The sequence below is a fragment of the Streptomyces canus genome (genome assembly GCF_001514145.1).
GTDB lineage: Bacteria > Actinomycetota > Actinomycetes > Streptomycetales > Streptomycetaceae > Streptomyces > Streptomyces canus.
Map to the genome: position 1 here is coordinate 32037 of NZ_KQ948676.1, position 22047 is coordinate 54083.

21 protein-coding genes and 5 pseudogenes are annotated in these 22047 nt (G+C 68.7%); 13 read left to right on the forward strand and 13 right to left on the reverse strand.

The features are described from left to right. Nucleotides 1-201: 201 nt before the first annotated feature. From AQJ46_RS57780 to AQJ46_RS43375, 3 genes are all read left to right on the forward strand, one after another. Complete coding sequence (locus AQJ46_RS57780) at nt 202-363, forward strand: hypothetical protein (protein ID WP_225887559.1); 162 nt, start codon at nt 202-204, stop codon at nt 361-363. After that, complete coding sequence (locus AQJ46_RS43370) at nt 360-1148, forward strand: peptidoglycan-binding protein (protein ID WP_059210867.1); 789 nt, start codon at nt 360-362, stop codon at nt 1146-1148. Before AQJ46_RS57780 ends, AQJ46_RS43370 begins: the two co-directional genes overlap by 4 nt. 347 nt (nt 1149-1495) lie before the next feature. Beyond that, on the forward strand, nt 1496-1822 hold the full coding sequence (locus AQJ46_RS43375) for a hypothetical protein (RefSeq protein ID WP_225887560.1): 327 nt from the start codon (nt 1496-1498) through the stop codon (nt 1820-1822). A 212-nt stretch (nt 1823-2034) separates the two neighbouring features. Here AQJ46_RS43375 and AQJ46_RS43380 read toward each other — a convergent pair whose 3' ends face one another. Both AQJ46_RS43380 and AQJ46_RS43385 read right to left on the reverse strand, forming a co-directional pair. Continuing rightward, a complete protein-coding gene (locus tag AQJ46_RS43380) occupies nt 2035-2493 on the reverse strand; it encodes a hypothetical protein (RefSeq protein WP_159064158.1) in 459 nt (152 codons plus the stop codon). A gap of 308 nt (nt 2494-2801) precedes the next feature. Further along, nucleotides 2802-3854, reverse strand: coding sequence for an IS110 family RNA-guided transposase (locus tag AQJ46_RS43385; RefSeq protein WP_059210869.1), 1053 nt, complete (start codon nt 3852-3854; stop codon nt 2802-2804). 415 nt (nt 3855-4269) lie between these two features. Between AQJ46_RS43385 and AQJ46_RS57785 the strand changes: the two genes are divergently transcribed. From AQJ46_RS57785 to AQJ46_RS43405, 5 genes are all read left to right on the forward strand, one after another. After that, complete coding sequence (locus AQJ46_RS57785) at nt 4270-5304, forward strand: transposase (protein WP_225887561.1); 1035 nt, start codon at nt 4270-4272, stop codon at nt 5302-5304. Nucleotides 5305-5363: 59 nt separating this feature from the next. Further along, the gene (locus AQJ46_RS57790; RefSeq protein ID WP_225887571.1) at nt 5364-5885 is read left to right on the forward strand and encodes a transposase; all 522 of its coding nucleotides are present in this window, start codon (nt 5364-5366) and stop codon (nt 5883-5885) included. A 910-nt stretch (nt 5886-6795) separates the two neighbouring features. Further along, complete coding sequence (locus tag AQJ46_RS43395) at nt 6796-7524, forward strand: alpha/beta fold hydrolase (RefSeq protein WP_079072699.1); 729 nt, start codon at nt 6796-6798, stop codon at nt 7522-7524. Nucleotides 7525-7538: 14 nt separating this feature from the next. Beyond that, nucleotides 7539-8330 (forward strand): alpha/beta hydrolase, encoded by a 792-nt coding sequence (locus AQJ46_RS43400; protein ID WP_059210870.1) that lies wholly within the window; start codon nt 7539-7541, stop codon nt 8328-8330. A 63-nt stretch (nt 8331-8393) separates the two neighbouring features. Next, a complete protein-coding gene (locus tag AQJ46_RS43405; RefSeq protein ID WP_059210871.1) occupies nt 8394-9188 on the forward strand; it encodes an MBL fold metallo-hydrolase in 795 nt (264 codons plus the stop codon). Between the two features lie 43 nt (nt 9189-9231). Here the strand turns inward: AQJ46_RS43405 and AQJ46_RS43410 are convergent, their stop codons facing one another. The 4 genes from AQJ46_RS43410 to AQJ46_RS43420 all read right to left on the reverse strand — a co-directional run bounded on the left by AQJ46_RS43410 (nt 9232) and on the right by AQJ46_RS43420 (nt 11163). Further along, complete coding sequence (locus AQJ46_RS43410; RefSeq protein ID WP_059210872.1) at nt 9232-9453, reverse strand: hypothetical protein; 222 nt, start codon at nt 9451-9453, stop codon at nt 9232-9234. Nucleotides 9454-9563: 110 nt separating this feature from the next. Next, nucleotides 9564-10085 (reverse strand): hypothetical protein, encoded by a 522-nt coding sequence (locus tag AQJ46_RS43415; protein ID WP_159064159.1) that lies wholly within the window; start codon nt 10083-10085, stop codon nt 9564-9566. Between the two features lie 153 nt (nt 10086-10238). Further along, nucleotides 10239-10415: a hypothetical protein gene (locus tag AQJ46_RS55725; RefSeq protein ID WP_159064160.1), complete on the reverse strand. Its 177-nt coding sequence runs from the start codon at nt 10413-10415 to the stop codon at nt 10239-10241. A gap of 4 nt (nt 10416-10419) precedes the next feature. Continuing rightward, nucleotides 10420-11163, reverse strand: a complete 744-nt coding sequence (locus tag AQJ46_RS43420) for an SOS response-associated peptidase (protein WP_059210874.1) — start codon at nt 11161-11163, stop codon at nt 10420-10422. 573 nt (nt 11164-11736) lie between these two features. Here AQJ46_RS43420 and AQJ46_RS43425 point away from each other — a divergent pair. Further along, on the forward strand, nt 11737-13497 hold the full coding sequence (locus AQJ46_RS43425; protein WP_059210875.1) for a S8 family peptidase: 1761 nt from the start codon (nt 11737-11739) through the stop codon (nt 13495-13497). Between the two features lie 112 nt (nt 13498-13609). Here the strand turns inward: AQJ46_RS43425 and AQJ46_RS43430 are convergent, their stop codons facing one another. The 3 genes and pseudogenes from AQJ46_RS43430 to AQJ46_RS43440 form a co-directional block, all read right to left on the reverse strand. Next, a complete protein-coding gene (locus tag AQJ46_RS43430; RefSeq protein ID WP_059210966.1) occupies nt 13610-14359 on the reverse strand; it encodes a hypothetical protein in 750 nt (249 codons plus the stop codon). Between the two features lie 398 nt (nt 14360-14757). After that, a pseudogene (locus AQJ46_RS54750) lies at nt 14758-14867 on the reverse strand (IS5/IS1182 family transposase); the annotation flags it as partial. A gap of 160 nt (nt 14868-15027) precedes the next feature. Next, entirely contained in the window at nt 15028-15567 is a 540-nt protein-coding gene (locus tag AQJ46_RS43440; RefSeq protein WP_059210877.1) for a beta-class carbonic anhydrase, read from the reverse strand. A 119-nt stretch (nt 15568-15686) separates the two neighbouring features. On the opposite strand from AQJ46_RS43440, the gene AQJ46_RS43445 reads away from it, so the two are divergent. Continuing rightward, complete coding sequence (locus AQJ46_RS43445) at nt 15687-16346, forward strand: TetR/AcrR family transcriptional regulator (RefSeq protein ID WP_059210967.1); 660 nt, start codon at nt 15687-15689, stop codon at nt 16344-16346. A gap of 16 nt (nt 16347-16362) precedes the next feature. On the opposite strand, the gene AQJ46_RS56690 is transcribed toward AQJ46_RS43445, so the two are convergent. Beyond that, the gene (locus tag AQJ46_RS56690) at nt 16363-16518 is read right to left on the reverse strand and encodes a hypothetical protein (RefSeq protein ID WP_208617083.1); all 156 of its coding nucleotides are present in this window, start codon (nt 16516-16518) and stop codon (nt 16363-16365) included. Between the two features lie 469 nt (nt 16519-16987). Then, nucleotides 16988-18127 (reverse strand): hypothetical protein, encoded by a 1140-nt coding sequence (locus tag AQJ46_RS57795; protein WP_225887562.1) that lies wholly within the window; start codon nt 18125-18127, stop codon nt 16988-16990. A 575-nt stretch (nt 18128-18702) separates the two neighbouring features. On the opposite strand from AQJ46_RS57795, the pseudogene AQJ46_RS53165 reads away from it, so the two are divergent. Together AQJ46_RS53165 and AQJ46_RS57800 are read left to right on the forward strand one after the other, a co-directional pair. After that, nucleotides 18703-19524 (forward strand): annotated as a pseudogene (locus AQJ46_RS53165) (ornithine cyclodeaminase family protein); the annotation flags it as partial. 68 nt (nt 19525-19592) lie between these two features. Continuing rightward, nucleotides 19593-19947 (forward strand): annotated as a pseudogene (locus AQJ46_RS57800) (NF041680 family putative transposase); the annotation flags it as partial. Here AQJ46_RS57800 and AQJ46_RS53170 read toward each other — a convergent pair. Beyond that, nucleotides 19944-20119 (reverse strand): annotated as a pseudogene (locus AQJ46_RS53170) (transposase); the annotation flags it as partial. The pseudogenes AQJ46_RS57800 and AQJ46_RS53170 sit on opposite strands and share 4 nt — an antisense overlap. A 282-nt stretch (nt 20120-20401) precedes the next feature. Beyond that, nucleotides 20402-20764, reverse strand: a pseudogene (locus AQJ46_RS53175) (amidohydrolase family protein); the annotation flags it as partial. A gap of 362 nt (nt 20765-21126) precedes the next feature. On the opposite strand from AQJ46_RS53175, the gene AQJ46_RS43465 reads away from it, so the two are divergent. Next, on the forward strand, nt 21127-22017 hold the full coding sequence (locus tag AQJ46_RS43465) for a universal stress protein (RefSeq protein WP_059210880.1): 891 nt from the start codon (nt 21127-21129) through the stop codon (nt 22015-22017). Nucleotides 22018-22047: the final 30 nt, after the last annotated feature.

The following is a 22047-nucleotide window of genomic DNA, read 5'->3' on the forward strand; positions in this document are numbered from 1 at the left end:
AGTTCTACGCCTCGACTCAGTAGCGTCAGATTCGAAACCAGAGCATCGGTGACGCGAGCAATCTTGATCCTCAGCATCTGATCTCAACAACCCATCGAACCCGCAGCGCCATTCCCTACGGCGACGAGAGAATTCGTCCCCGGCCGCTCGTCGAACGTAGAGCTGGCGACACAAAGTTGTGGTAGCTGAAAGGATTGCGTCATGCCCGAGAAGAACTTCGGCTACGAGGATGTGAAGGCGGCCCTCGAGAAGACCGACACCGCCGACGGACCCGGCACCGACAACCTCGATACCCTTCCGGAAAGCGACTTCGTCGCCTTCGCCGAGGACGGCGTCGAGAACGACGCGGAGGCCCCCAAGTGACCGCCACCATCGCTTACGACCGTACCGTCTCGAACCTCATCGACAAACTCAGCGCAACGGGCCACGTCACCCACAAGTCCTACAAGAAGACGTCGGTCACGCTGCACCACAACGGGGGCCGACTTTCGCACCAGGATGTGCTCAACGTCTGGAAGACGCGTCCGGCTTCGGCCCACTTCGACGTGGACGCCGCCGGAGCCGTCGCTCAGTACGTCAAGGTGAACGAGTACGCCTGGGCCGTCGGCAACACGGCCGGCAACCAGCGCTCGATCAGCATCGAAATGGCGAACGCAACGCTCGCGCCCGCCTGGACGGTCACCGAGGCCACCTGGAAGAGCTCCGCACGTCTCGCCGGCTGGCTCTTCGCCAAGGTGATCGGCGAACGCCCCAGCAAGAGCAACGTCTTCTACCACCACCACTGGTCCTCGACCGCCTGCGCCGGCCCGCACATGGACAAACTCTACGACAAGGTCCTCGCGGCGACTCAGGAGGCGTACGACCACTTCAAGGATTCACATCCCGTTCCCGGGTCGGATACCGAGCCGTTCCCCGGTGCGTCGTTCTTCCACACCGAAAACAAATCGCCGATCATCGCCGCAACGCACCATCGACTCGTCACCGAAGGCTGCAACCGCTACCAGTCGAGCGCCAACTCCGACGTATGGGGCCCAGGCGATGTGAAGTCCTTCGCCGCCTGGCAGCAGAAGCTCGGCTTCGAAGGCGCTGATGCCAACGGCATCCCCGGCAAAACCAGTTGGGACAAGCTACAGGTCCCCAACGTCTGACCGTCCGCGCTGATGGCCCTATCGAGCATTACGGGCTGTCCCGCAAATAATCCAGGGCCGTGCAGACGCTCGGCTTCCCACCTCGTTCCTCCTCATCCGGTGAGTGCGAGGTCGTGAAGACGGGGGCCAGCTACTTCCTGCACGCTCCCGCGACCCACGCCGACGCCCTCGCAGCCTTCGCACCACGGGACAGACGCGAACACAGCCCGTGACTCTCGCCCCACCCACGACTGCGGGCAGCCGAACACCGACTACACGATCAACGACGCCTACCAATCCCGAGGGGGAAGTCCTCCTCGCGGAAGCCGCCATCACCTCCGAGCAGAGCGCCGGCTGCCATCTCACCGGTGGGTCCTGGTACTCGCCCTTACGACGACGCCTACTTCACCACTGCCCGCGCCCTCGACATCGACCGACTGATCCCGCTCGCCGAGGCCTGGGACTCCGACGCCTCTGCCTGGACGCTCAAGGAGCGCGAGGTGTGCGCCAACGACCTCGAAGACGCCCGCGCCCTGATCGCGGTCTCCTTCGCCTCCAACCGGTCCAAGGCCGACCAGGATCCGACCAGCCGCCGACTGGGTGGCCGTCAAACCCGCTGGCTCACCATCGACCCGGTCGAACAGACCGCGCTCGCCGACATCCTGGACAACGCCCGAACAGCACCGTCCAAGTGACGCTCGCTCGTTGACGGGCCGACGGCCGGACAGCCGCGCGCAACCCATCGCACCTGGGGCCCCCGCGCGGCATCCCATCGACGCGGACTTTGCCTACCCGTGTATACGTCCTGCAGCGGCACTGACGGCCCCGATGGGCATGCCGGTCGGCAACGCGCTTGAGGTTGCGGCGTATCCGTTCGCCGAAGGCCTCTGGGTGGGCAGCGTCGGCTTCAGTCGATCCGCCGGGCAGCCGCGTCGAGGAACGCGCGTACCGCCTGCTCGAACTCGGACTCGATCACGATGAGTTGCTGGCGGTCTTCGGCCGCGTCGATTGCGCCGACCTTGGCACGTACCGCGTTCATCAGCGGACGGAGCACCGGATCTTCCGCCACCAGTTGGAGACGGAAGTCGGCGGTGTCAGCTGCTGCCCCCAGCCTGTCGCTCTCCACCCGCGCTGCCCTGTAGGCATCCTCGTCGCGCGGGGAGGCCCGACGGCGGAACCACACCGTGATCAGGCCACGCTTGAGTTCCGACATGGCGCCGGCGTACCCGCTGTAGGCGGCCAGACGTTCCTGGCGCAGGCGGTCCTCTCGAGACGCGGCGTCCGCGCGTTCCGCGATGCGCCGCTGAAACGCGTAAGTGCTCAGTGAGCCGATCAGCGTGCCGGCCACGGCGACCATGCTGGCCAAGACAGTTTCCACAGGCGCGGTTCGACCACCTTCCATGCTGACTGGGCCGGATTGCCTCCTGAGCAGGATCTGGCCCACCGCTCGGGGGAAAGCGGCGGGCCAGGCCCTGCTCCACGGTGCCACAGCTGCACAGGCAACGTTCGCTGTGACGGTGAACTCGCGCGAACCGGAGCTGTACCGGAAGGCGCGCCACCGAAGGTCAGGCTCGTAGGAGTGGGCCTGCGGCGGCGACGAAGGCGTTGTGCGCGCCCCGGGTGAGGTCGCCGAGCCGGTCGCGGCTAGCTTGACTCTGAAGCTCCTATAGATCGTCAAGTGGCTGGAGATGTTGATGGTGCGCTGGTGAGGTGGTGGTAGACCTCTCGCGCGATGAAGCGTTTGAGGCATCTGAAGATGTCTTTCGTCTTGAGCCCTTCGAGGGTGCGTCGTGCGACGTAGTCGCGGGTGCGTGGGTCGTGACGCATGCGGACCAGGACGATGGTGTGCAGCGCGCGGTTGGCCTGGCGGTCGCCGCCGCGGTTGAGTCGATGGCGATCCGTGCGACCTGAGGATGCTGGCACGGGTGCGGCTGCGCAGAGGTGGGCGAAGGACGCCTCCGAGGCGAGCCTGTCGGGGTTGTCCCCGGCGGTGACCAGCAACTGCCCGGCGGTTTCGGTCCCGACGCCCGGTAGCGCGAGCAGGCCGGGTGCGGTGTGGGTGATCAGGGCGCGCAACTCGGCGTCCGCGTCCGCGATCTCTTCGCTCAGGTGCTGGTATCGCTTGGCCAGGCGTTTGAGTGCGAGTTTGACGGCGGCGGCCGGGGTGGTCAGATCGGAGCCGGGCCGGCTGGCGGCCAGACGGCGTATCAGCTCGGTGGTGGTTAGCGAGCGCAGTGCTTCGCGTGTCGCAGCGGGCGCGGTGATGATGAGTGATTTGAGCTGGTTGATGGTCTGGGTGCGGGCCTTGATGGCGCTGGCGCGTACCACGCGCAGTGTGCGGATTGCCTCGACCGTGCCGTCGCGGTCCTTCGGGGTGCCGTTGGCACGGCCTGAGAGCACTGCGGTAGCGGCGGCGTAGGCGTCGATGGGGTCGGATTTGCCTGCGGCGCGACGAGCTCGACGATCGGGTCGATCCACTTCGACCAGAGTCATCTCGTTGGCACGCAGGTACCGGGCCAGTTCGGCACCGAAGGATCCGGTGCCCTCCATGCCGACCGTCAGCACCTGGCCGTGCGAGCGCAGCCACGCCAGTAGGCGCCGATAGCCTTCAGGCGTGGTGGGGAACGCCTCGGTGGCCAGGTGCCGGCCGATGGTGTCGATGACGGCGGCCTGGTGGACATCGGTGTGGGTGTCGATCCCGCCGATCACTTCGATGGGCTGTGGCATGGCGGCCGAGTTTTCCTTCCGTGCGCGGTCGTGTGGACTCGCGCGTACCGGCTCGACGGAAGGACACGACTGTGATGGGACCGCCTCGGTCAAGCTCCTATGAGGTCACGATCGCCGAGCCGGTACGCGCAGTGGCACCGCTCGGCAGGTCGACGATTCAGAGTGAGGACAGCCGGAGCGTCGATCGGGGATCGGGTCAGACCCCCGAGCGGTGCCTCCCGCATCCTCACAGTCGGGGATCTTGGCGTTTCGCGGTGCGGCAGCATGGTCAACGGGCATGCTCGGGTAGTTCCGATGACCGATGCAGTTGTCGAGGTGCCCGTTGTCCCTCCGTCCACGTTCCGGTGAGCAAGTCCCGCCTCTGACTGCGCAGGTCGCGCGGGCGAGCAACCCGGGTGGCACGACGGCGATATGGGTGCGTGACCGGCTGGACGGGCTGTGCCATGACGAGGACTTCGCCGACTGGTACCCGCGTGACGGGCGTCCGGGTATCTCGCCTGCTCAACTGGCCACCGTCTGTGTGTTGCAGTTCCTGCTCGGCCTGTCGGACCGGCAGGCCGCCGAGGCGGTCCGCTGCCGCATCGACTTCAAGTACGCGATGGCCATGGAGCTGGATGACCCTGGGTTCCATCACAGCGTGCTGGCTGATTTCCGCGATCGTCTCGCCGAAGGCGACCGTGCTGACCGTCTCCTCGACCTCGCGCTGGCCCGACTCAAGGAGACCGGGCTGGTGCGCGAGCGCACCACGCAGCGTACCGATTCCACCCACGTCCTGGCCGCGGTGCGTGACCTGACCCGCCTGGAGCTGATCACCGAGGCGGTCCGCGCCGCACTCGAAGAAGTAGCCACCACGTCCCCTCACCTGCTCGACGAGCTGGTCGACGAGGGCTGGGGACTCCGCTACGGCCGGCCGGTCCGCCTGGGCAAGAACCCCACCAAGCCCAAGACCAGGATCCTTGCCGCCGGAAACGACGCGGTCCGGCTCCTGGAACACCTCTACCAGCACGGAGCCGACCGCACGTCCGGTCCTCGTGTCCAGGGCCTGCGGCGGATCATGGTGCAGAACTACCACCGTGACGCCGCAGGACACCTGCGCTGGCGCACCGCCGAGAAGGAAGGCGGACCCGGGCTGCCGCCCTCGTCCCGGACCATCGTCTCCCCCTACGACACCTCGGCCCGCTACGCACGGCACGGACACATCATCAGCTGGAAGGGGTTCTCCGCTCACCTGACCGAGACCTGTGCACCCGACGGCCCCAACGTGATCACGGACGTAGCCACCACTGCGGCCACCACCCACGACAGCCAGGTCCTGCCCGGCATCCACACCCGCCTGTCCCGCCCCGCGGGCTGCTGCCCGCCGAGCACCTGGTCGACGCCGACTACACCTCCCTGCCCCACCTGGAACAAGCCGCCCGCAAACACCAGGTCACCGTCTCCGGACCGCTGAAGAGCAACCCCACCCGCCAGCACCGCCTCAACGAGAGCTTCGCCCGGGACGACTTCCACATCGACTACGACCAGCAGCAGGTCACCTGCCCCCAGGGACAGGTCAGCGCGGGCTGGCACGGCCCCTACCCGACCTCCTCGCCCACCGCGGCCCCGCTGATCGTGGCGCGGTTCACCAAGAGCCAGTGCCGACCGTGTCCGGTCCGCACCCGGTGCACCAGCACCGCCGACAACGCCCGCACCGTGGGATTCCCCCCACGAGAACTCCGCGACCTGCAACTCCGCGTTCGCACCGAGCAACAGACGCCCGAGTGGAAGGCCCGCTACGCGGTCCGCTCCGGAGTGGAGAGCACGGTCAACGAGTTCGCCCACGGACACGGCATGCGACACTGCCGCTACCGAGGACAGGGAAAGGCCCACATCCAGCACGTCCTGACGGCCATCGCCGTGAACATCGAGCGCCTCAGCGGACTGCCACCCACCGAGGAACCCCCGACGCCCCGCCGGCCGACTGCTTTCCAGGACTACCTCGACCAGCGTGAGATTCCCCGGCTGAAGTCCTGGCGAACCTCGGGCAGTTGACCTCGACAACTCCAAGATCCCCGACAGAGTCAAGCTCAGGCCAGGCGGGCGGCTGGTGTTCATATGGCGTTCGCCGCTGTTCGCGCTGTGCACTCCCGTTGGTGGGCAGGCCGAGGCCGCTTTGCTGCGTCCGCAGTTCGGGCTGAGGGGTGAGGGGCGGGCCCGGGAGCTCGCTGCGGCCTTCCATGCCGCCCTGTACGGGGACCTGGGGCCGCTGCGCCGGGCGGTGCCCCCTGGTGACGTCGATGAACCGCGGCCGGTTGACGCCTGGGTGACCTGCTCAGCCCCGAGAGCGTTGAACCGGGCAGGACGAGTGCACCGTCGTCCTGAGGGTCCCCGGCTTGCTTCCCGCTCTGGCGCCGGGGCCATGGCAGACGTCCCTTGGCCTCACCGCCCCGGCACCAGGCCAAGGGACGTCGCGCCGACCGTATCGATGCACGGGGTGCGGTCCGGTGTCCAGAGCGCGGGCCAGGCCGTGGCCTGACGTCACGGTGCTGCAAGAAGTACTTCAGCCGTAGATCGTAATGTTTGTGTTCGCCACGACTGTCGCTGGCAGTGGCTGCTTTTGGCGCGGTGTTGTTGGCGGCCGTGCCGACCAGGCCAGTCGGTAGGTGAGGTCTGGGGCCTCAACGCCGCACGCGGTATCGCAGGTGCGTCGCGTCCTTGCCCTGGACCTGGCTCCGGCTGCGCACCGACCGCAACGCCGCCATCCAGCTCACCACCCCGAAGCTGGGCTACAACAGTGGCGCCACTCGGTCATCGAGTCGAAGAAGGCCATGCGCGCCCGCGGCATGAAAAGCCCTGACCGCGCCGAAGCCGCACTCTTCGCCGTGTACGAGCCCGAGCCGATCATCCGACCGTTCTCCTCGTCACCGGCGCGGTCTCCGCCCAGGCGACCTCCCCCAAAGCCGTGCAGCCCGACAAGGGGCCCAAGCCGACCGTCGTGCTCGTGCACGGGGCGTTCGCCGACGCCTCCGGCTTCAACGGCACCATCGCTCTGCTGCAGAAGGCCGGCTTCCCGGTCATCGCGCCCGCCAACCCGCTGCGGGACACGGCGGGCGACGCCGCCTACATCTCCAGCGTGGTGGACACCATCCCCGGACCGGTCATCCTGGCGGCCCACTCCTACGGAGGCGTCGTCATCACCAACGCCGCCCGAGGCCACGCCAACGTCAAGGCCCTGGTGTACATGGGGGCGTTCGCGCCCGACGAGGGCGAGAGCGCGCTGCAACTGGCGGGCCAGTTCCCGGGCAGTGAACTGGGCGCCGCCCTGGTCCCCCGCGCCTACCCGATTCCCGGCGGCGAACCGGGCACCGACGGCTATATCGACGCGGCGAAGTTCCGGGCCGTGTTCGCCGCGGATCTGCCCGCCTCCCAGACCCGTCTGATGGCGGCCACCCAGCGCCCCGGCAGCGTCCAGGGACTCAGCGGCCCCAGCGGCGCGCCCGCTTGGAAGGCCGTCCCGTCCTGGTATCTGATCCCGACCCAGGACAAGGTCATCCCGCCCGCCGCCCAGCGGTTCATGGCCAAACGCGCAGGCAGCAAGGTGACCGAGATCCAGTCCTCGCACGTGGTCATGATCTCCCATCCGGAAGCTGCCGCCAGGATCATCAAGGCCACCTACGTCGCCACCCGTTGAAGGAGCGAGCGCTCATGAAACCGGACACCATCGTCCTCGTCCACGGCTTCTGGGTAACGCCCCGCAGCTGGGAACACTGGATCACCCGCTACCAGTCCCAGGGCTTCCGGGTACTGGCCCCGGCCTACCCCGGCTTCGAGGTGGAGGTGGAGGCGCTCAACGCCGACCCCACCCCGATCGAGGAGCTCACCGTCCCCTCGATCATCGCGTCGCTGGAGAAGCTGATCGACGGCCTCGGAACGCAGCCGATCATCATGGGCCACTCCGCCGGCGGGGTGTTCACCCAGATCCTGCTCGACCACGGATACGGCAGCGCCGGAGTGGCCATCAACTCCGCGCCCACCGAAGGGGTGGCTACGGTTCCGCTGTCGCAGCTGAAAGCGACGTTCCCCGTGCTGAAGAACCCCGCCAACCGGCACAAGGCCGTCGGATTCACCTACGACCAGTGGCGCTACGCCTTCACCAACACCTTCCCCGAAGACGAGGCCCGCGCCCTGTACGAGCGCTATCACATCCCCGCCTCCGGCCATGTGTTCTGGGGCAGCGCGCTGGCCAACATCCACCCCGGCCACGCCGACTCGTACGTGAACTACCGCAACGACGACCGGGCTCCGCTGCTGTTCGTCTCGGGCGAGAACGACCACCTGATGCCGCCGAAGATCCAGCAGTCCAATGCCAGGCACTACAAGTCGAACACCGTCACCGACGTCGTCGAGTATCCGGGACGATGCCATCTGATGCCCACCCAGAAGGGCTGGGAGGAAATCGCCGACCACGCCCTCGCCTGGGCCCTCGACCACACCTGACCGAGAGCCGACCAACCGACCGTGGTGCCCGGCCCGCCGGGCACCACGGCCCAGGAGGCGCCCATGACGGAAGTCCGCTTCACCCACATCGGCGGCCCCACCGTCCTCATCGAGTTCGCAGGCTGGCGACTGCTGACGGACCCCACCTTCGATCCACCCGGCCGTACATACTCCTTCGGCTGGGGAACGTCCTCCCACAAACTCACCGGCCCTGCCCTGCCCCCCGAGGACATCGGACCGGTCGACGCGGTACTGCTCACCCATGACCACCACGGCGACAACCTCGACGACACCGGCCGCGCCCTCCTCGCCGACGTCACCACTGTGGTGACCACCCGTGCCGGCGCGCGCCGACTGGGCGGCACGACCGCACAGGGCCTCAAGGCCGGTCAGACCACTCGGTTGCAGGCGCCGGACCGGCCACCCATCGCCATCACCGCCACCCCCTGCCGACACGGCCCGCCCCTCAGCCGCCCCGTCGCAGGACAGGTCATCGGATTCGCCCTCACCTGGCCCGGCCAGCACCACGGACCGCTATGGATCACCGGAGACACCGTTCTGTACGGCGCCGTACGCAAGACCGCCGCCGCCCTGCGCCCCGGCACCGTCCTGATCCACCTGGGCGGCGTCCAGTTCCCCCTCACCGGCCCCACCCGCTACACCATGACGGCCGCCGACGCGCTCGACCTGTGCGAAACCATCCAGCCCAAGACCATCCATCCCGTCCACTACGAAGGCTGGCATCACTTCCGCGAAGGCCCCGAAGCCCTCACCACGAAAATGGAGGCACTGCCCTCGGAGCGCAGCAAGCCATTCACCTGGCTGCCCCCGGGCATCCCGCACCTCACCGCCGTCTGACCAAGAGCTTGGCCTTGGGCCAGTGGCGCAGGCCAACGGTAGTTCAACACGCAGAACTTGACAGGGAACAGACCCGGTCGGTGTACAGCTTGGTGGTCAGTTGCAGCCCGCAGCCTCCGAACAGCAGCCTGCACCAGAACGTGTCGTGCTCGTGACGGCGGCGGAAGGCGTCCAGCTCGATCGTCTCCAGCGGCAGCATCAGCGGCTCCTCCGAGTCCGCACCGCCGAGGACCGCCGTCTGAATCTGCCGCCTGTCACCCCGCACGAAACCCCCACCCTTCGCCCCAACTCATCTTCCCACCAACGGCGTTGGCCCTGTGGCGGACGATCGATGGACACCGACGCCGCGTCCCGGCTTCCGCGTCTGCGACGGCATCAGGGCAACCGTTCCTGGGAGGCGATCCACTCCCGGCAGGCGTAGGCGCGAACCGCATCTCGATCGGCATCAGTACAGTCCTCGTCCAGAGCTGCCGGGATGTCCCCGGTCGTACTGGTCCCGTGCTCGTGATCATGTCGAACGAGGTCGCTGGCAAGGTCGGAGGCGTCCGTGCGCAGTTCCACGCCCCAGGGCGCCCGGTCGAGGGATTCGTCGGTATAGGGGCGCGGCAGGTGGCTGCCGCGTCCGTGACACAGGGCGATCGCGTCCAGGACGGCAGCGGTCTGCAGCAGGTCGTCCCGGCACTCCAGCGCCAGGCCGCCGACCTGGGTGTCGATGAAGTCCTGGCGCCGGGCAGCGTGCGCGGCCGCCAGATCGCGGCGATCCAGGACGTGCATGTACAACAGTGCCGGGATCAGCTCGCCGATGCGGACCAGGTGCTTGCCGCACGCGGCCCGAGCCGCCCTGCTGGTCGACCAGCCCGGCCACGGCTGAGCAGGGGATGCTCGGTGTGCGCTCATGGCGCGGAAGCTACCGACCCGTCGAGGGCAGCAAGGCCGGAACGCCGCATCCGGCCAGGTTCGGCACCGCCTTTCGGCCTGGATCTGGTCAAGAGCTGTCCTGCCCATGCTCCTGGCCGCGGTGTACGCCATGCCACTTGCGTTCAGGTGGCACTACCAGGTGACGGTGAGGCGTCGCGGGGCGGCCTCAGAGCGGTCTTTGGAGACGAGGATGTCGACTTCGGACGGGCGGGTTCGGTCGAGGAGGGCGAGAGTATCGGCGTGGTATTCCAGTTCTGCGGCGATGCCGAGGTCCTCGATATCTTTAGCGCAGTTGGCGCATTCGCCCACAGCCTTACGCACCCCGCTCGTCGAGGAGCTGGGGGCCGTTGTTGCGGACGTCATTGACGGCGGTGGACACGGGCCGGGCCTGCAGGTGGCCTTCGGCCGGCTGGCCGAGCAGGGCCCGCAGCTCGTCGGGATCCTGGTGGCGGGGGTTGAGCCAGGCGTCGTAGTGGTCGGGCGTGAGGGCGAGCGGCATGCGGGGATGGACACGGCCGGCCGCGTCGGTGGCCTCGGTGGTGACGATGGTGCAGGTCATCAGCCAGGCGGCCGGGACATCGTCCTGCTGGATGGCCGGGTCGCGCCAGTACTCGTACAGCCCGGCGAGCGCCATCACCTGCTCGTCCTCGGGGTGGATGAAGTACGGCTGCTTGCGGGCCTTGCCGGTGGCCGGGTCCTCGATCCGTTCCCACTCGTAGAAGCCGTCGGCGGGCAGCAGACAGCGGCGCCGGGCGAAGGCGCGGCGGTAGGCGGGCTTCTCATGCACCGTCTCCACCCGCGCGTTGATCATCCGTGCGCCCACCTTCACGTCCTTCGCCCACGACGGCACCAGCCCCCAGCGCAGCGGCCGCAGCTCCCGCTGCACCACGTCGGTGTCCTCTTCACCGCGGGGTGCGCGCTCCAGGACCGCCCACACGTCGTCGGTCGGGGCGACGTTCCAGTTCGGCGCGAGCGTCTCCTTCGCCGGGACGTCGGGCACCTGAAAGAGCGGGGCCAACTCCTGCGGGCTGCGAGTGGAAGCGTATCGACCGCACATACCGCCACTCTTGCACCGTCGCGGCACTGCGCAACAGCGCCCGCGCCGTCGCGCGTGAGATGGCAGGCGCCGGGGAACGGCGTACGAAGGAGGCCCCAGAAGGGCTTGAACGAAAGTCCGTTTCAGCAGCTCAGAGGGTATGGCGAGATGGCTCCCGAAACGCTGTACCCCCAGGTCCGGGAACGCCGTCCGTTTGCTCGGAGCTTCGACCGGCACGAGAGGGTAGTACGTCGCCGACGGCCACCAGGGCGCGGGCGGTGTCGGTCGCCGCGCGGGTCCGGCGCTCTGCTGCGGGCAGCATGGCCGGCACCAGGCCGGCGGCGTACGCCAGGGCGCGGTCGACGTCGACGAGCTCCGGTGGATCCCGACGCCCGATGGCCGGAGTACGTCTCATTTCAGCCATGCCTCTATAACGTCCCTGCACGGAAAGGTACTTCCGTACAGGAGCATGCACCTGACATCTTGCATCCACCACTTGTTTCGTACGGCCCGGCCGGTGCCCTCAGCACGGCCGGGCCGTCTCCGGAGGACGCATTGATACCCCACATATCCAGCCGCCCTAGACGCACACTGGTGCTGGCGGCCACGCTCGGCGCCGCCCTCGCGTTCGGCGCCCCGGGCGCCCTCGCGGGCACACTCCCCGTCGTCCCCTCCACCGCGCCGGCCGCCAAGGCCCACGCTCCGGCCGCCGTGCCGGCATCCCAGAGTGCGACCTGGGTGGCCGGGACGCGCGCCTACCTCGTGATCACCGCCCCCGGTGACAGTTCGGCGGTCCGCTCGGCGATCACGGCCAACGGCGGCACCGTCTTCTCGAACTTCGACGCCATCGGCGTGATCGTCGCCCACTCGGCGTCCAGCGGATTCGCCGCCACCATACGCGGCGTCGCCGGCGTGCAGCAGGTCGGCGCCACGCGTACCTCGGACGTCCCGGCCGACGCCTACAACCCGGCACTCCCGGCCAATCCGGCCCAGGCCTCGACCCCGGCCGGAGAACCGGTCCGGGCCGACATGAGCCAGATCAAAGCCGACCAGGCCTGGGCCGTGAACCCCGGCTCCGCCTCCGTCACGGTCGGCATCCTGGACACCGGTGTGGACGACCAGCACCAGGACCTGGCGCCCAACTTCGACGCGGCCGACTCGGTCTCCTGCGCCTACGGCAAGCCCGACACCCGTGCCGGCGCGTGGCGGGACGTCGACACGCACGGCACCCACGTAGCGGGCACCATCGCCGCGGCCAAGAACGGCAAGGGCGTCGTCGGCGTGGCGCCCGGGGTGAAGATCGCCGCGGTCCGGGTCGCCGAGCCGGGCAACGCCTTCTTCTTCGCAGAGAACACCATCTGCGGCTTCGTCTGGGCCGGTGACCACGGCTTCAAGGTCACCAATAACAGCTATTACACGGACCCGTGGCAGTTCAACTGCCCGGACAACATCGACCAGGCCGCCATCATCGAGGGCGTCAAGCGCGCCCAGGAGTACGCCGAGGGCAAGGGCTCCCTCCAGATCGCCGCAGCGGGCAACGAGAACTACGACCTCGCCCACAAGACGACCGACTCCGCGAGCCCGAACGACTCGACGCCGGTCACCCGCACCATCACCAACGCCTGCCTCGACATCCCGACCGAGTTGCCGGGCGTGGTCACGGTCGCGGCCAACGGCACAGGCGTCACCAAGGCCTCGTTCTCCAACTACGGTCAGGGCGTGATCGACGTCGCGGCGCCGGGCAGCAACGTGTACTCCACCGTCCCCGGCGGCGGCTACGGCAGCAAGAGCGGAACCTCGATGGCCACCCCGCACGTGGCCGGCGTGGCGGCACTCATCGCCAGCGCCAACCCGGGCATCACCCCGGCGCAGCTCCGCGCCAAACTGGCCGAGCAGGCCAACGACATCGCCTGCCCCTCGGACAGCCGCTGCACGGGCACGACGGCCAACAACTCGTTCTTCGGCGAAGGACAGGTCGACGCCCTCAAGGCCGTCGGGACCACCCCGCCGACAGGCACGTACTTCGAGAACCTCGCGGACTTCGCCATCAACGACAACGCGACCGTGGAGAGCCCGATCGCCGTAACCGGGGTGACCGGCAACGCCCCGGCCACCCTCAAGGTGGGTGTTGACGTCAAGCACACCTACATCGGTGACCTGAAGGTCGACCTGGTGGCCCCGGACGGCACCGTCTACACGCTGCACAACCACGCCGGCGGCAGCGCCGACAACATCGCCCAGACCTACACCGTGAACGCCTCCTCCGAGGCCGCGAACGGCACCTGGAAGCTGCGCGTCAACGACAACGCCGCCTCCGACACAGGCAAGATCGACGCCTGGAACCTGACCTTCTAGCCCCGGACTTCGCGGGTCGCCGTTTCAGGTCTTGCTGAGCGCTTCAGATGTCCAGGGAGCTTGATTTGGCCAACTGAAGGCGAATGTGCGGGCGGGCGGTCACGACACTCGGTCACAGGTCTGGCAAGAGGAGCCAGACTTCGGAGAGGGCAAGGCCGTGCTTGTGGGTCACCGCCCCGCACTGGCAGCCCAACGAGATCAGGCGCCAGTCGCAGGTCACCGTCCACGGGCCGGCCTTGCCCTCACATGCCGGGCAACCGATGGTCTCGGCCGTCCACACCCCGAAAGCGGGTCTGCCGTAACGACGGAAGCGGCCCGTGTACTGGACTTGCCAGGGCTCGACCGGAGGCGTGAGCGGGACGGTCCCGGGTGGGCTCGCCGAGGCCAGCGCGGCGAACAGTGCGATCAGATCGGGGAGCAGGGCCTCGCCCGCTTCTGTCGGTGGCACGGCCGGGCCGTCCGCTGTGCCCACCGGGGTCCCGTATCTCGGGGCCGCCGCTGCGCGCGGTGGGTTCGGGGCGGTGTGCCAAGGCAGGAAGGCCCGGGCGACGGCGGCCAGGAGGGCGGCTGCGGGCGGGCTGACTGCCCCTGCGTCGAGGTGGTGGAGGGTGGTTCGCAGGAGGCGTTGGAGGCGCCGGTCCCGGTCCGTGGCCAGTGTCCGTGTGGTCGCTGCCTGTCGGGTTGGGAGCGGGGCCGTGAGGCGCGCCAGGACGCGCGCTGCTGCTTCGGAGTCCGCCGCGGCGGGGCGCCACTCCCCGGCGGCCAGGAGCTGCCGTGCCCGCCCGGCCTCACGGGTCAGGGCGCGCGTCTGCAACGGCTGCCGGCCGGAGCCTGCCCCGTGAGTCTGGTGCCCGCTCGTCATGGCCCCCCCTGTCCCCATCCCTCGTTCGTTGCTGCGACGTATCTCGCCCTCTACGAGCATGGGTGGACATCCCATCACACAGGCGGATTGGGCCCGGAGGCGCTGAGGTTCGCGTCAGGCTGCGTGGTCCTCTGTAGTGACCGGTCTGACCAGTTATGACGCTTAATTCTTGTAAGGTCGCGTGATGTGGGGTCAGGGAGCCCGGCGTCCACGACGTTTGGTGGTGGCCTGCCGGGCCTGTGTCGCGGACGACGGTTTCTCCTCGGGGGCCAGCCGTACCTCGCAGTTCACGGAGAGGCCCGGGACCGGCCATGTGTGCAGCCCCTGGCGCAGGGCGTGCTCGGCGGCGGTGGCCCGGCGTAGGGGATGGCGGCGGGTGATCTGCCCGCCCGCCTCCACCACGGCCGTCCGGGCGGGCCTCGTCCGCGCCCGCACGCCGCACGGCCGCGACGAGCTTGACGAAGCAGCGCGGGCTCAAACCGGTGAACGGAGCTATCCACGAGGGCAGCGGCCACCCGAGCCAAGCGGTCGTGTGGTGGGGCAGTTGGTGGGGTTTCGGGAGGAGTACCTGCTGGTACGCCCGCCTGGCCGCTGAAGAGCCTTCTGCGTCTGCCTGACGAGTTGGCCGATCGCACTGCTGCACGTCGCTGCGCAGGTCGCCGGCTATGTCAGCCCACTGTGGATACTTGAGCATCGACCACGGTCGTCACACGCCCCGTCTCGATGGCGTACACATGTCCCGACACACTCACCTTCGGCGGCAGCAAAGGGGACGTGAGCAGGCGCTCGACATCCTCCCGGACCGTCCTGTCCGGCTCTGCCACCTCGGACGCCCTCAGCACCCGCTCCTCGACGCCGGTCGCCTGCGCGGCCTGGCGCAGGAACGCCGAGTCGGCGAGGAACCCGGTCCCGCACTGGGTATGGTGCAGGATCGCGACCTCGAAGAGCGGACCTGTCACACCGAACAGCGCCTCGGCCAGGAAGGCCAGGTAGGCAAGGTCGTTGATCACCGACGGGGTGATCCGTCCGCCCGCGTTTCGTATCACTGGCGCGTCGCCCGGCCGGAGTCCGAGGACGGCCGCCGGATCGATCCGGTGGTCGAGGCAGGTGACGACGACCATCTGCGCGGTGGGCAGGCCCAGCGCTGCAGGGTCGTAGTCACGGACGAACTGCTCGTTGCGTTCGAGCAGGGGGGTCAACCTGGTCATGACACTTCCATCCTGCTGACGTCAGGCAACGGGGTCGCGAAGTCCCGCAGCAAGTTAGTGGACGCCGTCCACATTAGTGGGAAAAAGTGGACGGTGTCCACTATTGCTATGCTGGCTCCGTGACCCTTGGTCGACCAGCAGCGGAAGCATCTCCGGCAGAACAGCCGCGGCGACGGCCGCGCGGCGCGGTGCGGGACGGGCTGGTCACTGCCGGGCTCGAACTCGCGCGGAACGGCGGGCCGGACGCCGTGGTACTGCGCGAGGCGACGCGGATGGTGGGCGTGGTACCCAACGCCGCTTACCGCCATTTCGCCGACCGGGACGAACTCCTCGCAGCGGTGTGTGCGGCGGCGATAGGCGAGCTCGCCGATCGGATGACCGAGGGCGTGGCGAGGGTGCCCGGTGAGTACGGCGATCCTGCCGCGGCCGGCGAGCGACTGCGGGCGATCGGCACGGCCTACTTCGCGTTCACCCACGACGAGCCGGGGCTGTTCGCGACGGCGTTCGCACTGCCGCAACAGCACGCGTACGGCACGCCAGACGACGCGGCCGGGCCAGACCGCACGCCCCTGGGCCAACTCCGGGCCGCGCTGGACGAACTGGTCGACGCCGGCGTGCTCGATCCGCAGCGCCGGCCCGGGAAGGAGTACCCCATTTGGTCCACGGTGCACGGGATGGCGGTCCTGTCCGGGCAGGGGCCTTTGCGTGACTTGCCCGACGTCGATCGCCGTCAACTGGAAGAGCTCGCGCTGATGATGATCGGCGAGACCCTGAGGTAGGCCGGGAAGCGGCAACTCACGCGGTCAGTGCCGGGAACTCGACGTCGGGCCACGCGGTGCGCAGCTTGACCGGGGCACCGACCAGCCGGGCCGCCAGCACTGTTCCGGCGAACGCGGGGCCCGTCTCGATGCGTTCGGCTGGCTCAACCGCTACAACACCCGACGCCGTCACTCCCCGCCTCGGACACCGCAGCCCGATCGCCTACGAAACAGAGTTCCGAACAACACCAACTACGCTGACACCAGCCGCATAACCCGTGTCCGGGAATCGGGGTCAAGGCCCTTGCTCCTGAGGTTCACCTGGTAGGCAGCCTGACCTCGAGGGCCTCCTCCAGGCACGAGACGCTACGGTGTTTCTGGCCGAGGCGGCCCGCACCGTCGACCGCGCCGGGAATAAAGCGGCCGGGAAAGGCTCACAGGCGACGGCCCCGGCGGGCCCGCAGGTGCGCTACGCCGCGATCGCCGTCCCGGCCCCGGAGGCGGCCAGATCTTCACCAGCGCCGACGGCTGTTTGGTCAGGTCATGCAAGCGCGCACCCTCTACGATCCCGCACCCGCTTTCGCGCACACCGTCGCGCTTGCCGCGTGATCGCCTGCCCCGCCCCCATGACCAACACGGCCATGCCGATGGCGGACGCGACTTCAGCCGACCCAGGGGCCCGGGAGCTCCTCACGGATGGCCTCAAGATCGGAAATCGTGCGCCCGCGCGCGTGAATCCAGGACTGGTCCTGAAAGCCATCCCGCCGAACCAACCGGCCGGGAGCCGCATACCAGCGCACCGGTGAGTCGTCCTCGCTCGCCCACATTGGATGGTCAGGCAGGCCCACCCGGACATACCGGGCGCGGAGACCCGGCATCAACGCGTCGGGCAGCTCACAGGCGTCATAGAGGTTGTCCGCCGCGAAGAGCGACTCGCTCAGCACCAACTCGACCCACGCCAAGGACATCCGATCGAGAAAGGGAACCCAGCCCTGATGTGATTCCACCACCACGGGTGGATCGTCCTGCTCGATCTGGCTCAGGGGGATCCCCCAGCAGGCGCAGTCCTGGTTCTCCCGACGGAAGACCAGGACGCCGCCCAAGGCGTCATCGACATAAAGGCCGGATGGCCTGACCAGAGGGTCCTGCTGCCGAGTCAGGTCGTCCCGGCGACCGAAGAGCGCATAGCCCTCACTCAAAGCGGGCGGCAGCTCGAAGCCGAGATCGGCCTCCACGGCCGCCAACTCGTCAGCACTGCAGCCATCTTCCGGCTCGATCGCACGACTTATCCACGCGTCGGCGAACCAGCGCACGAACTTCCAGGCATGGGAGCGAGTACGCCCTCCACCTCGCAGAGCCACTGCCACATCAGGACCGTCCAGCACGCCGAGGACGCTATCGCCCTCCATACCCGTGCGGCGAGCCACACGAGGCCCAGACTCCCAATAGCCGACCACTCGACTTGACCTGCCAACGACATGAGATGTCTTGCTGGTCAGTCCGCCGCGGGAGCGTCCGTGTCCGTGGTCGGGCGGCTCGACGAAGACCCAGCCGTGCGGCTCCTTCTGGAGGTCCCCCCTTTTCACCGCGCCGGCGGCGTGCTGCTGGGCCCCGCAGACGGTGGAGTCGACGTGCACGTCCCAGGTGATCAAGACCTTGGCATCCGCCCCGGCCTGCAGCCGGGTGAGGATCCCCGCCCAGTTCCCGTCCCGCTGCCGACGCCGGAACATGTCATAGACCCGGTCCCACAGCCCACAGCGCTCCGGCACGTCCCGCCGGGGGCGCCCGTCCAGGTCCGCCACCGTATGCCGTCCATCAACCGCCGCCGCGTCCACGCCCGCGGACGACCCGGCTTGACGCCCCGCGGCAGCAACGGCTCAAGCCGGGCCCTCTGGCCGCTCGTCAGGTCACCACGCCCCACAAGACGTGATCATGAACTAACAAGATCTACTTGCGCAACAGACCCTGGGCGCCCTCCAAGGAGCGTTCCCCAGGTCACACCGGCAGTCCGGGCTCTGCGGGGACAACCGAAACGGCTGACCGTTCACCTACGCGTGGCTCGCAGAGGGGACAGTGTCCCCGGGCCTCACCTCAAGCCCATAGGGACGATCGTCCGGCGAAGCCCATGGAGCCGCCCGCCGAGAGGCGACCGCCCTCCGCATCCCACCACCCCACGGCCCCGGCTGGTCTCCCCCGTCCAGCCGGGGCCTTCACGTACCCCGACCAGCACCCCAGCCGTCGTGTAAGGAGGAAGAACAGACGCCTCTCAGGCTCGGTCATCAGTCGTCGGTCCAGAGACGGACCTGTCCTCCGGCCACAGACGGATGTCGTGACCGTGCCGCTTTGACAAGATGATCTCCCCTGGAAAGGGGTGCATGTGTCTCCGCGACTGTTCAACGACGACGATGTTCGCGCCCAGCTCAATGCCGGGACTGCTGTCCGGGCCGTACGGACGGCAGTCCTGGCCCGCTATGAAGGCAGCATGCAGGCGCCGCCGCGTGTGGGCGCCGATCTCGGTGACGGGCACCTCGTCTTCACTGCCGGGCATCTGCGCGAGCAAGAGGTGTTCGGCTTCCGGGCGTACGACACCCTTGTCGGTGGAGAGCAACTGGTGGCTGTTTGGAGTGCCCGGGATGGCGAGCTGTTGGCACTCGTGCATGGTGCGGAGCTTGGCGCACGGCGAACCGGTGCCATTGGCGCTGTCGCCGTGGATGTGGCCGCCAGACCTGACCCTGTCCGGGTGGGCATCGTGGGTGCGGGTACACAGGCCTGGATGCAGCTTTGGGCCATGCGCGCGGTACGAGAAGTCGAGGAGGTCGTGGTCGCGGCTCGTCGACCCGAACGTGCCGAAGCCTTCGCCCACCGGGCCACCAACGAGCTGGGGGTCAAGACGCGCGCGACAGAATCAGTCGAGGACGCTGTACGCGATCGGGATGTGGTGATCGTGGCCACGAACAGCGCGGTTCCGGTCATGGACGCTGACTGGATCGCCCCGGGAACGCATGTGACCACTCTCGGTCCCAAGACTGCCTCTCGGCATGAAGTACCCGCCGCTCTGGCCCATCGTGCCTCAGCAGTCCTCACCGACTCCCTGGCACAAGCAGCCAGTTACCCCGAACCGCACGTCTTTGCCACCGACTCCATGGTTGACCTCGGTGCCGTCCTGGCCGGGACGGTGACTGCCCGCACCGACCCCGATCAGATCACGGTCTTCTGCTCGGTCGGTCTGGCTGGCACAGAAGTTGCCCTCGCTGCCGTACTGATCACGGCCGGGCAGGCCGACCGCCCCGGCACGGGGGCGAGTTCGTCTTCGGACAGCCCGACACCTGGGGCACCCCGGACACCGAGACCGTCACCGACACCCGCCTCTACGGCACCGCCAGAGCCCGCTCCTGGGACCGGCTGCACCCCAAACTGACCCACCGCTCCTCCTGGGCAACCACCCCGACACCCTCCCCATCCTCGAAGGGACGGTGATCCGCTGGACATCGACCACCTGCCCAGTGGAGCAACACCCAAGCTGGTCTGGCTGTGGTAGTCAGGCACAGACACCACTCCGGCAGACGCCGACCGTCTCTGGCAGGCATACCTGCGACGCTTCGACATCGGGCACACCTTCCGCTCGGCCAGAACCGCGCCGACCAGGCGGATCAGAGCCGTTCGGTCGGGGAAGATGCCGACCACGTCGGTACGACGGCGGAACTCCTTGTTCAGCCGCTCCTGCGGATTGTTCGACCAGATCTGCCGCCAGATCTCGCGCGGGAACGCGTGAACGCCAGAAGATCGTGCTGCGCAGCGGGTCCGCTCCCCGTTTCCGGCGGCTGGCGGCTGGCGGCTGGCGGCTGGCGGCTGGACAAGCGGTTCAGCTTCTGCCGGCGCGGCGGCTGGCTAGTCGGGAACAGGTCCCAGCCCCGATGGCCGAGTTGGTCGGCCTCGCCGTCGACCAGTACGCGGGAGTCACGGAGCGCCCGGATATTGGTCGCCGACGTCTCGTCCGTGTTGCACCGCGCGCCGCTGTCGGAGCCATAGATCAGGTGGTCACGCGGGACCATGGCGAGTGCCGGTGCGAGACTGGCGTCGGCTCCCGCGTTTCCGGTGTCCAGGTACAGCCTGGCCAGATGCTCGCGAATCTCGTCCCGGGTGATGTTCTGAGCGTTGGGCACCCAGGGCTCCGCTCCCCGCTGCTCCAGCCGTCCGGACATCGCGGGCAGCGCTCCACCGGCGTGGGCGAGGATCACGGTCAGGTCCGGGTAGCGGCGGAACACCCCGGCGTAGAGCATGTCGACAACGCTCCGGGCGGTCTCGAACGCCCCGTCGCTCAAGGGGGCGGGGAGGCCGAGTTGCGGCGACGCGATCGCATTCGGGTGGACGAAGGCAACCGCACGGCGGCGGTTCAGCTCGGCCCACACCGGTTCCAGCCGCTCGTCGCCGGGGAACACAGTACCGGGCGCTCACCGCGTATCCGTCGGCGTGCAGGTCCGATTGGGCCCGTTCGATCTCGGCCAGCCCCGGGTCGCGAAGCAGCTCGTCGAGCTGGGCGCGTACCCACTCCTCGTGGTACCGGGCGGGCGGGGCCTCGGCGAGCTGTCCGGTCGACGAAGTCATGACACCTCCGGTCGTTCGGAAATGCGGAGGTGAGGCCCGGGTCTCCGCAACAGCCGGGCTCATGTGAGTCCGTACGAGCCGTTTCTCCTGCATCCGGTCCGGACGCCTGAGCGGTCCTGCCGTGGAACAGTGGAAGACAGGAGACACGGGGCAGTGTGGCGCCGACGGAGATGCAGGCCGGGCGAAGGAGGACGCGATGAGTCACCCTGTGCTGGCGGGTATCGACGGGTCGGAACGCAGCTCGGCGGCGGCCGACTGGGCGGCGCGGGAAGCCGCGCTGCGCGACGTTCCGCTGCGTCTGTTCCACGCCTCTCCATCGCTTCCAGGGGCGACCGTGCCGGGCCTGGCCCTGGACAGGCTGCATCACATGGGGACGCGATTGCTCCAGCGGGTGGCCGCCGCCGTCGGCGACCTCTACCCGGACGTCGAGGTGCAGGCCGAGCAGGCCGATGACGCCCCGGCCGAGGCTCTCCTCGCCGCGGCCCGCGATGCCGGGCTGCTCGTCGTCGGCACCCGGGGGACGGGCGGTTTCGACGGTCTCGCGGTCGGCTCGGTGGCCCTGCGGGTGGCAGCGGCAGCCCTGTGCCCTGTCGTGTTGGTCCCTCATCGGCCCAGCCCCTTCGGAGAGGGGGTGCAGCACGCGGCACGCGACGCCGCCCAGGTCGTGGTGGGGTTCGACGCACATCACCCGGTGAGTGAGACGGCGGACTTCGCGTTCTCAGCTGCTGAGGCACGCGGAGCACTCCTGCGGGTGGTACAGGCATGGGCGTTTCCCGCCGAGGCCGTCTCCCCGCGGACGCTGGTGGTGACCGAGGAGGACCGCGCCACCTGGGAGGATCAGGAGGTCTTGCAGCTCTCCGACACGCTTCGCGCGTGGCAGGAGAAGTACCCCCGTGTGACGGCCCGCACCGATGTCGCGCTGCTCCATCCCGCGGAAGCGCTCTTGAACGCGTCGAGGGCTGCGGACCTGCTCGTCGTAGGACGCCGCACCGACCCGCAGGCGACCGAAGGCCGACTGGGTCCGATCACGCACGCCGTACTGCACCACGCCCGCTGCCCGGTGGCGGTCGTACCGTACGCCGGATGACGGCCGACGCGAACCCCGGGGCGAAACGCC

Coding starts and splice junctions, on each gene's coding strand:
- AQJ46_RS57780 (WP_225887559.1), top strand. CDS start 202: ATGCCCGAGAAGAACTTCGGCTACGAGGATGTGAAGGCGGCCCTCGAG.
- AQJ46_RS43385 (WP_059210869.1), bottom strand. CDS start 3,854: ATGCCACAGCCCATCGAAGTGATCGGCGGGATCGACACCCACACCGAT.
- AQJ46_RS43400 (WP_059210870.1), top strand. CDS start 7,539: ATGAAACCGGACACCATCGTCCTCGTCCACGGCTTCTGGGTAACGCCC.
- AQJ46_RS43405 (WP_059210871.1), top strand. CDS start 8,394: ATGACGGAAGTCCGCTTCACCCACATCGGCGGCCCCACCGTCCTCATC.
- AQJ46_RS43415 (WP_159064159.1), bottom strand. CDS start 10,085: ATGAGCGCACACCGAGCATCCCCTGCTCAGCCGTGGCCGGGCTGGTCG.
- AQJ46_RS43420 (WP_059210874.1), bottom strand. CDS start 11,163: ATGTGCGGTCGATACGCTTCCACTCGCAGCCCGCAGGAGTTGGCCCCG.
- AQJ46_RS43430 (WP_059210966.1), bottom strand. CDS start 14,359: ATGACGAGCGGGCACCAGACTCACGGGGCAGGCTCCGGCCGGCAGCCG.
- AQJ46_RS43440 (WP_059210877.1), bottom strand. CDS start 15,567: ATGACCAGGTTGACCCCCCTGCTCGAACGCAACGAGCAGTTCGTCCGT.
- AQJ46_RS43465 (WP_059210880.1), top strand. CDS start 21,127: ATGAGTCACCCTGTGCTGGCGGGTATCGACGGGTCGGAACGCAGCTCG.